The sequence below is a fragment of the Mesorhizobium sp. M7A.F.Ca.MR.245.00.0.0 genome, from assembly GCF_003997415.1.
GTDB lineage: Bacteria > Pseudomonadota > Alphaproteobacteria > Rhizobiales > Rhizobiaceae > Mesorhizobium.
The window spans coordinates 32,857-44,360 of record NZ_RZTE01000050.1 but is presented as its reverse complement, the minus strand read 5'-3'; the positions used below and the strand labels follow the sequence as shown (position 1 = coordinate 44,360).

6 protein-coding genes and 2 pseudogenes are annotated in these 11,504 nt (G+C 59.4%); 2 read left to right on the top strand and 6 right to left on the bottom strand.

Annotated elements, in window-relative coordinates; all coding sequences use genetic code 11:
- A partial coding sequence (locus EOB80_RS35650) for a hypothetical protein (protein ID WP_245466477.1) occupies positions 1-204 on the top strand: 204 nt, incomplete at its 5' end.
- Between the two features lie 736 nt (positions 205-940).
- Here EOB80_RS35650 and EOB80_RS30465 read toward each other — a convergent pair.
- Positions 941-1,396: a transposase gene (locus EOB80_RS30465; RefSeq protein WP_256748481.1), complete on the bottom strand. Its 456-nt coding sequence runs from the start codon at positions 1,394-1,396 to the stop codon at positions 941-943.
- 793 nt (positions 1,397-2,189) lie between these two features.
- Here EOB80_RS30465 and EOB80_RS30460 point away from each other — a divergent pair.
- The gene (locus tag EOB80_RS30460; protein WP_224570032.1) at positions 2,190-2,705 is read left to right on the top strand and encodes a DUF2285 domain-containing protein; all 516 of its coding nucleotides are present in this window, start codon (positions 2,190-2,192) and stop codon (positions 2,703-2,705) included.
- 786 nt (positions 2,706-3,491) lie between these two features.
- Here EOB80_RS30460 and EOB80_RS30455 read toward each other — a convergent pair.
- The 5 genes and pseudogenes from EOB80_RS30455 to EOB80_RS30430 all read right to left on the bottom strand — a co-directional run.
- Entirely contained in the window at positions 3,492-4,967 is a 1,476-nt protein-coding gene (locus tag EOB80_RS30455) for an NAD-dependent succinate-semialdehyde dehydrogenase (protein ID WP_095486045.1), read from the bottom strand.
- Positions 4,968-5,379: 412 nt separating this feature from the next.
- A pseudogene (locus EOB80_RS36005) lies at positions 5,380-6,105 on the bottom strand (pitrilysin family protein); the annotation flags it as partial.
- 549 nt (positions 6,106-6,654) lie between these two features.
- Positions 6,655-7,959: pseudogene (locus EOB80_RS30445) on the bottom strand (pitrilysin family protein); the annotation flags it as partial.
- A 1,949-nt stretch (positions 7,960-9,908) separates the two neighbouring features.
- The gene (locus tag EOB80_RS30435) at positions 9,909-11,237 is read right to left on the bottom strand and encodes a HAMP domain-containing sensor histidine kinase (protein WP_126063917.1); all 1,329 of its coding nucleotides are present in this window, start codon (positions 11,235-11,237) and stop codon (positions 9,909-9,911) included.
- Positions 11,234-11,504 (bottom strand): winged helix-turn-helix domain-containing protein (locus tag EOB80_RS30430; RefSeq protein ID WP_164762779.1); only part of this gene is annotated, 271 nt, incomplete at its 5' end. The genes EOB80_RS30430 and EOB80_RS30435, both read right to left, overlap by 4 nt.

The following is an 11,504-nucleotide window of genomic DNA, read 5'->3' as shown; positions in this document are numbered from 1 at the left end:
CACCTCGCGCTTCTCCTTGACGTTGCTATAGAGATCGTAAATTTCGCCAATGTCTGTCAAGGACGCCGCCTTGTGATTCAGTATGTGCTCGATGACGTGTGGCAATACCTGCCGCCTGCCGAGATTTGTCGCGAGCGTCCTGCGCAGATCGTGAAGGGTCCAGTTCTCCAAAGCCACCCCGTCAGTATTGACCTTGCCGTCTAGAGCCTTCTTGCCCTTCGCGTAGCCTGAGAAGTGGCTTCTTTCGTTGCCCCTCGCAGGGAAAAAAACGTGTCATTGGTCTTCGGTACCGTCTGGGGGACCGACACCGCCAGTGTGGACAGCGGAATAAGCGTAGGCTCTTCGTTCTTCGTGCGGTCACCCGATAGTTCCATGTTCCGGCTTCAAGGTTGAGGACCAACGCATCGCGGCAACTTCCGTACGCCTCTGTCCGGTCAGAATGAGCAGCTTGACGATGGAGCCGAACGAATAGCCGATATCGCCCGGTTCGGGCTCACAGCCCGTTCATATAGCCGCCAGTTCGGCATCGTTCACCACTCGCTTGCGCTTGACGATCGGGGCCGGATCCGGATTTTCCAATCCCTCGCGGGGAAACCGCGGATGAGCCGTTGCGGCGGTTTGCGACACCAGTTGAAAAATGCCCGCATACACCAGAAGGCCGTGTTAGCCGCTTGCGGGTGACCCCCGGCGACGATCTTCTTGGTGATGTTAGCAATGTCGGTGTCGATCACATGGTGGATAGAGCGACTCCCGAGGGCAGGCACAAGATACCGGTTCAGGCTGGCCTCGACCAGTGCGGTGTTTTGAGGGTCGTTACTCGGCGGCCTGGAGGTGACCGCCATCGCCGTCCTCGGTATCGTCAGCGCTGATATGCGCCTGATCGGCAAGGAAGGCTGGCAGTTCCGATGGAGCTATGCTGGAATTTGGGTGACGAGGCTGATCAAGCGGCGCTCTGCGGCTTCGTTTCGATGACCTGGATTCCGTCCAGGAACCTGGCACCTGCGATGAGTTTCGGCAACTGATTTTGTCCTTTCAATCGTCGCCACTTCCTGGCCGCGGCCAACAGCTTGAAGACCATCAGCTGGGCGGTTTTCGAGGATAGCGAGCCCTTGGTACGCACCGTGCGATAGCGAACGGTTGCAAAGACGCTTTCGATGGGATTGGACGTTCGCAGATGATCCCAGTGTTGGGCGGGGAAATCGTAGAGCGCCAGCGACGCAATATGATCTTTCGTCAGGCAGTCGACCGCCTTGGCATACGCCTCGGCCTCCATCTCGATCGCATGCGCAAGCAATTTGCGCGCGCCGCTGCGAAGTACATCCGTCAGGGTATCATCGATTTCGTCGGGCTGACGAAGGCGAACAATGTGTTGATAGTCTCGTTCATGGCGTATCACTCTCCTTGAGAGGTACTGGCAGGCTTCATCACCCGCCTCGATACGCCGCTCTCCTCAAGCCGCCATCATCCAGTTTCCGCCATGGCTCCCCCTGATTGATCCGCTTCACCTGTGCAACTGCACAGGCTGCCCTAGCGGGGAGATTGGCCTCCAATGGCGAAAGCTTGCCGCAGGAGACCCTCCGATGACCGTGCCTATGGCGCCGCCGCTACGACAACTTGCCGACAAGCAGCGTGCGATCCACTGCCGCGCTACTGCGCCTTCAAGGGACGTCTGGATCGCGACGCAGGAGCCGATGACTGTTACGGGATCAATTCCAGGTCGCGCTGGCCGTCGCTGTGCCAGTTCGACGGTCTGGTGGCAATTTGGGCACATCTTCTGTCGCCGACAGTGGCGATGGCTGACGCTTCAACGAAACGGGGTCTTCGACGTCTGCTGCCTACGCCGATGCTTTGCGAAGTGGCATAATGTTTCGACGCACGCAGGCGCGGGCAGGGGATGTCAGTCATGAATCTCCTGACTGGCGCGGATCAGGCCGATTGGCGGGATGAAAGATCATACGACTACACCGCTGGCCTGACGCTGCGGGAGTGGGCTTGGGAGTTCTTACGCCGCAATCCAGCGTTCCAGCGCGATCTGACCGCTGCGCGCCAGCATTGCAAGACTTGGTCTCTCCAATCCTTTCTCGATATGGTCGCGTCGGCCGGCGACCTGTCACGCTGGGGTGTTCTGTTTCGCGGAGTCTTGTGGCCGCGCTTCGGTCGTATTCTGGTGTCCGCTCTGGTGCGTCCATGTGCTGCCGGTCATTGCGGAACGGTTGCCTGCCTCGTCGCCGACACCGCCGTTCGAACTCTCGGCATTGCCCTGTCGTGCAATCGTCCTGCTGGCGCCCGACAAGAGCCAGCATGTTCTTCTTCGCAATGCGGACCACGCGCTGCAGCTCGCCGTCTCGGGCGCGAATATCCTCCACCCTGTTTGCCTGCATACGCAAGCCATCTGGCCCGCGGTGCTTTTAAAGCATCGACTGAGGGGACTGGAGTGCCTCAATGCTCTCAGTCTAGGGCAACAGTTGCCCCCCCGCTTGTTTGCGCCGGAAAAGCGCGGCGTTCGTTTGTCCTTCGTTCTTCGTGCGCTCGACGGTTCGCTCGCCGGAGCACCTCATCGCGAGCTCGCCGAAGTTCTCATCGGTCAACGGCGCGTCCATGCCGACTGGGCGGATCCTCGCGATCATCTGCGCGACCGCATCCGTCGGGCCGTCTCGCGTGGCCGCGCGCTCATGAATGGTGGCTACAGAGATTTCCTAATTTGAAAAGCGACAGTCCGCGCTGTGCGTCGGTGGATGAACGTTCGCTCGCAGCTGTACCCGTCACCAACAGTTCGCCCGCCGACAGGACTGCATGGCGCCTTGCAAGTGCGCTCTGGTCTAGCTTGTCGATGCCGAAAATGAGATGGGCGAGGGTGCCAAGGCGGTGGTTCATTAGGGCCGGCCTCGACCTGGACGCACATCATTGGTCGGAAAGCGGCGTGCACCGCAATGTCGCCATAGCAGCCAAGATCCTTTGAGTCCGGACCTGCAGTCCTGTTGGACCGGCGGGTGCAACAATATGGAGGGATTTGAGGCCTCACACCGTTCCCTGGTCGACAGCTCGGTCAGACATAGCACCCACCGCTTGATTATGGAAATGGTGTGCCTGGAGTGCAGCGAGTAGCGGCTTGCTGCGCACTGTCCTAAGAATAGCAGTCATGACCCGTCTGGGGTTCTGCAACACGACGATTCAACCGCTTGGGCATTGTCGCATATCCCACAATGTAGAATGCGCAACAGGGCAAAAGCTGATCCATCGGCGGTTTATCAATGCTTTTTGGCTTGGCACGGCACATGCAACGCAATCGGCAAAAGGCGCACGAACTGAGTGGCCCATCGGCCCTAGGAGCGCTGATTTATGCCCTCCCAAGGCATGTCCGGCCCGGCAGCGAGCTCAGTCTCCTGCCGGGCATCCGTGTTTCAGGTCAACGGCGTTTGGAACTTCCAATTAGGTGGCGGCATTGACCGCAGGCCGCCCCCCGGTGGGGCGGAGAGACAGTGCAGCAGGTTTCAAATCCCGCCCATGCAAAGATATTTCATTTCCAGATAGTCCTCGAGGCCATGACGGGAACCCTCCCGCCCGATGCCGGATTGTTTGATCCCGCCAAACGGTGCCGCCTCCGAGGACATGCGTCCCGTGTTGATGCCAACCATGCCATATTCCAGAGCCTCTGCCACACGCCAGACCCGCTTCAGGTTTGAGGCATAGAAGTATGCGGCGAGGCCGTAGATCGTGTCATTGGCCTCGCGCACGACCTGATCCGCATCGTTGAAGCGAATGATCGGCGCGAGCGGCCCGAATGTCTCCTCTTGCGCGACTGCCATGACGCTGGAAATCTCGGTGAGGACCGTGGGTTCGAAAAACGTGCCATTCTTGCCGATACGCTGGCCCCCGCATCGTATTGTGCCGCCTTTCGCAATGGCATCTGCGATGTGAGACTCGATCTTGGCCAGAGCATGCTTGTCGATGAGCGGTCCGATGTCCACTCCGGCATCGAATCCGTCGCCAACCGACAAGTGCCGGATTCTTTCCACGAATTTCTTGACGAACTCATCGTGAACGCTCGATTGGACGTAAATGCGGTTCGCGGAAACGCAGGTCTGGCCGGCATTGCGGAACTTCGCCTGGACCGCACCGTCAACAGCACCGTCAATGTCGGCATCATCGAAGATGATGAAAGGTGCATTGCCGCCGAGTTCAAGGCTGACCTTCTTGATCTGGTCAGAGCACTGACGCATCAGCAGCCGTCCGACCTCCGTCGAACCGGTGAAGCTGATCTTTCGAATCTTGGAATTGGTGCAGAGTTCACGGCCCACGCGATCACCTTCGGACGCATAGATCAGGTTGACCACGCCATCGGGAAAGCCGGCCTGATGGGCGAGGGCGAACATTGCGCCAGCCACAAGCGGCGTCTGTTCAGCGGGCTTGAGCACGATTGTGCAGCCCGCAGCCAAGGCCGGCGAGATTTTGCGCGCCACCATGGAGGCCGGGAAATTCCATGGCGTGATCGTGCCAACAACGCCGATGGGCTGCTTGATCACTAGCATTCGGCGGTCTGTCGAGGGTGCCGAGATCGTCTCCCCATAGACGCGATTGGCCTCTTCGGCATACCATTGCAGATACGCCGCCGCATGCGATACCTCTGAAATGGCTTCGGCAAGCGGCTTGCCCATTTCCGCAGTCAGAATCGCGGCGAGATCGCCTGCATGGTCGATGATCAGCTGATGCCATCGCCAAAGAACGTCGCTACGTTCTCGGGCCGTCAACGCGGCCCATCCCGACTGCGCAACATAGGCCTTGTCTACCGCAGCACGTGTCTCCTCCACGCCCATATCGGGAAGCTCTGCCAAAACTTCGCCGGTCGACGGATTGACGACCTCGAACGTCTTATTGCCAACTGGTCTGCCGAGTGCCGGCAGGCGGTCGATGGCTCCAAACAGGTGCGGGGATTTCAGGCGACGGATCATCGGCAGGCACAGGGGCAATACCGGATTCCTCCTCAACGCAGCGAACATCCAGGTCGACGGGCCGTCAGTGTGTATTCTGCACCAGTGGGTTCGTCGTAGGGCCTCGGCAAAGCAGCTGGTAGACCACGCTAGCCCGATGAAAAGACAGCAGTTTCGTTAGTTTGAGTGCCCGCGGTTCATCAATTGATGGATTAAGCAGTCGGATGTTTGCTTCATCCACCATGCCTGCTGGTGGCGTGCGACTGAATTCTGCAAAAAGGCGGCATACATGCTGAGGAGCGCCATTTCGGCGAGAGGCCGCCGGACCGCCAATGCCGCGCAAGGTCGGCGAAAACGACTCCGCGCGTCTGCATGATCTGCTTGGCCCACGGGCCTCCAACGCTCTTCCCACGAGAAGCCCCGATGAAGAAGGAAGGTGTGATGAGTTTCTTTACTCATCCTTGCCGCCCAGCGGCGGGCCGACCACCAAAATGGCGGGCTCGGCCGAAAGCAGCTTTTTGGCCGCCGCCTTGACCTGTTTGAGCGTCACCCGACCGATGCTGCGGGCGCGACGCTGGTTGTAGTCGACGTCGGCCTTGTGAATCTGCAAATCCAGGAGCCGGTCTGCAATCGAGCGGGTCGAGCCCAGTTGGTCGATGGCATAGGCGCCGATCAGGTGCTTCTTCGCCGCCTTGAGCTCGGCCCCGGTCGGTCCTTGCTGCGCCATCTGCTTTACCACATCTCGCACGATGCTCAGTGTTTGGGCAGCGCAGTCCGAGCGTGTCTCTGTCGTAACCAGAAGCGAGTCAAGGGTTAGTTCAGAGCTGACGTGATAGGCAAGGCCGCGTTTTTGACGTACCTCCTCGTAAAGGCGGGAAGTCAAGTATGAGCCGCCAAGGATGTCGTTCAGCAGCACGGCCGCGTAGAAATCCGGCGCGCTAGGCTTCACGCCAGGCCAGGCCAACGTCAGCGAAGTCTGCGGCAGGTCGTAGTTCTCCTCCACCAGTTGACCGAGTTTCGGCGCGACATCGTAGACGGGGACGAGGGTTTGTTGCTCAGGCAAATCACCAAACAGCTGGTCAAGCCTTTCCCTCAACGTGTTCGCGTCAATGTCACCCACCACGGCAATATGGAGCCCGTCGCGAGCGAAAATGGCCTGGTGGAAGGCGCGGAGGTCGGACGGCGTGATGCCGGGGAGGCTCTCTTTTGTGCCTTCTCCCGGCCTTGAACAAGGATGCGCGCCATAGATCGCGCGCAGCCATTTGCGCTGAGCGATGGCGTTAGGGTCTCGCTCGCTGCCGACGATGCGGGAGACAATCTCGGCGCGGACGCGATCGATCGGCCCCTGCTCGAAGCGCGGCGCGTTCAGCGCGAGCCGAAGCAGGCCGAACGCCGCGTCCTGCTTTTTGGAAAGCATGCACATCGATCCGTAGATGTCGTCGCTTTGCGCGTCCAAACTCATTTCGGCGCCGGCATGGTCGAGCTTCACCTGGAAGGCACCGCTGTCGTAATGGCCAGCGCCTTCGATGAACAGGCCGGCCATCAGTTTGGCCATCCCCTCCTTCCCGACCGGGTCCTGCTTGGTGCCGCCCTTGAAGGCAAAGCCGATGTTGACGATTTCCACTGTGTGGTCCTCCACCAGCCAGGCGATGATGCCCTTTTCGGACTTCACCTCCTGGATGTTCATCGCAGCATGGGGCCGAGCGCCGAGCGTCATCTCTTGATTCTCCGTCTTGGGCAAGAGATAGCCCGTGGTCGAACGGTCGAACGCGAGATAGCGGGCGGCAACTGCTTTGATTTGCTCGGGGGTAACCTTGCGGATGCGATTCGGCCGTTCCTCGACATCCTTCACGGTACCGCCGGTGGCCAGCGTCGAGCCGTAGATGCTGGCGAGCCAGTCCAGGTTGTCTTCCGCAAAGATCATATTGAGCAAATAGTGGTCCTTGGCCTTGCCTAGTTCCTCGTTGCTGACACCATCCTCGGCAATGCGGGCAACTTCGGCAGCGGCCGCCGCTTCGAGATCAGCCAGCTTGGCATCGCCGCGCGGTGCGCCATAGATGGCGAACTTGGTGTCGTCGAGCACAGTGCCCTGGAAATAGACGCGGGCGCTGGAAGCGATACCTTGCTGGACAGCGAGCGCCTGGTAGAGCCGGCCGCGGTTACCGCCGCCGAGAATTTCGGCCAGCAGGTCGAGCGCTTCGGCCTCGCCCGGCTTGGCGGTGTGGTAGGACGGCACCACCCACTGCGTCGAAAAACTGGGCACGCTGACGCGGGCGTCTGAGAGCGTGACGGTGCGCCTGGTGTTCTGCTCGGGCTCAACCGGCCGGATGCGCGGCGGCAGGTCAGGTCCGCGCGCCACCTTGCCATAGGTCTTTTCGGCCAGCGCCCGCACCGTGTCCGGTTCGACATCGCCGGCCACGATCAGCACGGAGTTGTTGGGCCAGTAGTACTTTTCATAGAAGACGGTGGCGTCGACGCGGTTCAGCTGCTCGATCTCCTGCATCCAGCCGATGATCGGGATGCGATAGGGGTGGTTCTGCCACAGCGTCGCGTCGATCTCCTCATGGAGAACGTCCTGCGGGTTGGTGTCGGTGCTTGAGCGGCGCTCCTCGATGACCACATCGCGCTCGGTCTTGACGACATCGTCGGTCAGGATGAGGTTTCGCATTCGGTCGGCCTCGAAGCTCATCATCAGCTCGAGCGCCGATGGCGCCACTGTCTGATAGAAGGCGGTGTAGTCGGAGGAGGTGAAGGCGTTGTTGGAGCCGCCGATCTCGAACACTGCGCGGTCGAATTCGCCGCCCGCATGGTTGGTCGTCGCCTTGAACATCAGATGCTCGAAGAAATGGGCGATGCCGGATTTGCCCGGCGGCTCGTCGGCGCTGCCGATCTTGTACCACACCATGTGGGTGACGATCGGCGCCCGGTGGTTGGGAATGACGACCACCTCCATGCCGTTGTCGAGCACGAAATCCCTCGCCTTGCCGTCCTCCCATGCGACGGGGATCGGAGCCGGCCCCGCGCCGACCAACTCGGACGCAACGGACGTCCTGCGAAGCCCATGAGTGCGGGGCTTGCTTGGTAGTTCTGGTAGGGAGAGTGGGGTTATGGGCTGCGTTCCTGGCAAAGTGATCTGTTCCTCATTTTGAAGGATCTATGTCTCCCGAACGCCTATTGGGAGAAAGTGGATCGGCACGCGACGCCGAGCCACATGAGCCGTCAGCGTGTTGCTGGGCCTGACGCGAGCCTCATCTTTGGATGCGTCCGGGAAACTTTCGGCATGGTGAGGCCATGGGAAGTCTGCTCGTTATCCATTGGGTGTTTGCGGATACCTGAGCATGCCCCGTGCCAAGTAAGAAAGCCCCGATTCGCAAGGTTTGATCCAACCTTGATACTTGCGATATCCGACATTGTCGGGCATCCGACAGAAAGCGCCTTTCGCCGGCGCGCCGGCTATGACGCTCGCCTCCTCCGGCGTGACGACGATCCTTTGGCGGGCGCCGCGCACACCGATCTGCCCGCCTATCAGCACCGCGACATCGAAGGACAGCGCGATCGTGACTGGATGGGTCTTACGCAAACATGCAGCAGTGCCACCGCGATCAGGACTTCATCCGCCCCACAAAGACCCGAGCGCGAGGGACGACGTGTAAGGCAACATGTCATCCTCGATAATGATGCCGCGCATAAAGAGGTAAGGTCCCTCGTCGTACCGGCGAGCCCCTTCGCTGGGTCTCGCGAGGGTCTGGTTTGCGAACGTCGACCGACAGCATCACGGCATGGGCGGCCCCATCGGTAGGCAAGCATTGACCGTGCCATCAGCGTTGAGGCAGCGCAGAGCCCAATTTCCCGGTGCCAGCCGGTACGTTGGAGCTTCAACTGTGGCCAGCCAAGCGGGCCGAGGCCGTGAAACTCCTGATACCCTGGACCGTCCGGATTGCAACGCACGACGCCTTGGTCTCGCGCCAACGTCCATTGACGCTCAGCGAAGCATCATGCGGACGAGCTGGGAAAGCTTGGCCGGGCCGGCGCCTTCCCAGGCGCATGGGACGCGCGACGACCCATGTGGACCTTGGATTTCACTACGCACTTACGCTGCTTTGGCCTTGTCAGCAGCCTGAGCATAAAGCGTGCTCAGCTTTCAGGGCGAGCCTCTTTCATGTTGATAGCATCTGTCGTCATTCAGGATCGCCCCATTTTCGCATGCCGCTTGCAGCTTTCAGACTGTTGTCAGCCAGGGCCGCCATAAAGGGTCTCGTTTAACGCATTCGGGAGGCTTCATCACTCGACCACATTAATTTCGGGCGGTTCGCCGGCGCTCCGAATGGCACTTAACACCAGATCCTCTCCAAACCCGTGATGATCCAAGAGGAAAACGAAAAATCCCTAAATCATAAAAAAGCACCGATACGGTCGGCTCCAGGCTGATGAAATTGCGGTCTCACTGGCCACGCACGATACTTGCGATGGCGATGGCCATTGCAAAGGCCGGTCAAGCACCCAAGACGCTGACAAGCACGCCTCCGACCAAAGCTCGATCGTTGGCAGCCTTTCTAGCCGTATACTTGGGGCATTTTGGGACGGCGATCCGGACGCCGATTAAAACCTGCCGGTCGTCTAAATGGAATGGTTGGTCCGGGTCCTTACTGGACCCCGCCAACCCGATCGGGCCGGCGCACAGGGGCACCCAGACAATTGGACACGTCGCCTTTGCGCGGCGGCTTGCACTTTCTCGGATGGCCTTTTTTCTCCCCGGGCGAAATCGAGCGAGCGGTGAGGCGGAGCCTTCGATTTTGCCGATCATGTCGTGTCGCTTCGATCGAACTGCTCAGACGATGATAGCGGCATTGATTGCCGCGGCCGAAATGCGTTGTGTGAAGTACGATTTCTACGCCGTATACATACTGCCGTACAGTTCGCCCTGTCAGCAGCCTTGCCAGCAATCCGCCCTGTGTCCAACTGTCGTCGAATTCACCGGTGTCATTGAGGAATTCGTATGATCGCCTCGAAACCATCATTGCGACCGCGGGCGGGCGACGCAAGCTCTAGACTGCCACCGATCCGCTGGATAACCATGTTAGCGATATGTAGACCAAGGCCTGAGCCCGCAGCAGGAGTAGCACCACGACTAAATCGCTTTGTAAGCCCTTCGAGGTCGGGGAGGGGCACCACCGGTCCGGCGTTTGCAATAGCGATGGTTCCATCAGTTTGGACGGAAACTGTTGTCGGAACAGTGGGCAGTCCATGTATCAGCGCATTCTCGATCAGGTTACGAAGGAGGATCCCAAACGCATCGACATCCACTTTGCGCATCAAAGTGGTGCAGCCGTCGACGTTAAGATGCAGGCGTCCGGCATATTGCGGCTTTTTCCTCAGGTCGTCGATTTCCAGCCGAACCGATCGGACAAGATCGATCGCGTGATCCGCCATGCCAACCCCCGATTCGGCTTGAGCGAGCTGAAGCACTTTTTCGACAAGGCGGCCAAGGCTCGACAGCGCTTGCTCGATGCCGCGCGCACGCATTTTGGCCGACCCATTGGGAAGCTCGGCCACTAATCTCTGCATCTGAGCGATTGAACCTGCGATCGGCGTGCGCAGTTCATGCGCACTGTTTGCGGCGAACTCGCGTTCGGCCTCGAGAGCCGCCCGCAGACGATCGAGAAGCCGATTGACGGATGCCGCGATTGGAGCCAACTCTGCCGGGAAATCGCCCAAGTCCATTGGTGACAGATTGCCGCCGTCGCGCGATCCGATCTGCTGTCGCAGTACCTCGATTGGCCGCAGCGAGCGCCGGATCACGATCCACCAAACAGCTAAGCTAAAGGGCAGGAGCACGAGTGTCGGAAGGAAGACAAAAAGTGCGCCCTTCGCGATTGTGGTACGGCGGCCATCAAGCGGTTCGGCCAACTGATGATACACGCCGTCTTGGATCTCCTCTGTGTAGACGCGGTAATCAGCGTTTCCCCAAAAGCCGTTACTCAGGGGAGCATCAGGGAAGGGCTGCTGACCCTCTTCCGGTTCGGAAATAAGCACTACCCCGTACTTATTAATAACCTGCTCACGATAGGTCCAGTACTTTTTATAAGTTGGCAAGTGGTTATTGTATTGATCAACGTGTTTTCCATTCAAGACCTTGATCAGCTCTGGTTCTCTGTACTCTGCGCTCGCCTGGAGCAAGTCATCCGAACTTTCGTTTACATTATTGCAAAAAATGAACGCAGCAATGGTTGGGGCGGCGATCCAAACCAGGAGCGTTGCCCCGCCTAACCACGATATCAGCTTTCTCGTCATGCTGTTCGAGTTCGTCATGTGACCACGAGCCTGTATCCGGAGCCACGCACGGTTGCTATTCTATCCCCGCCGATCTTCTTGCGGAGCCGGCTGACATAAACCTCCACTGTGTTGCTCTCGAACTCCGAATTGAATGAATAAAGCGCGTGCTCGATCCTCCCCTTTGAAACGACCGAACCGGGCCGGCGTAGAAGGCAGTCGAGCACCGCCCATTCGCGTCCAGACAGGTGGACCTCCTGCCCGTCGCGGAAGAGGCGTCGCTCGGCTGCCTGTATGGAAAGCGTC

Bases quoted from the DNA above. Each gene is read 5' to 3' on its own strand.
- EOB80_RS30435 (WP_126063917.1), bottom strand. From the start codon at position 11,237: ATGACGAACTCGAACAGCATGACGAGAAAGCTGATATCGTGGTTAGGC.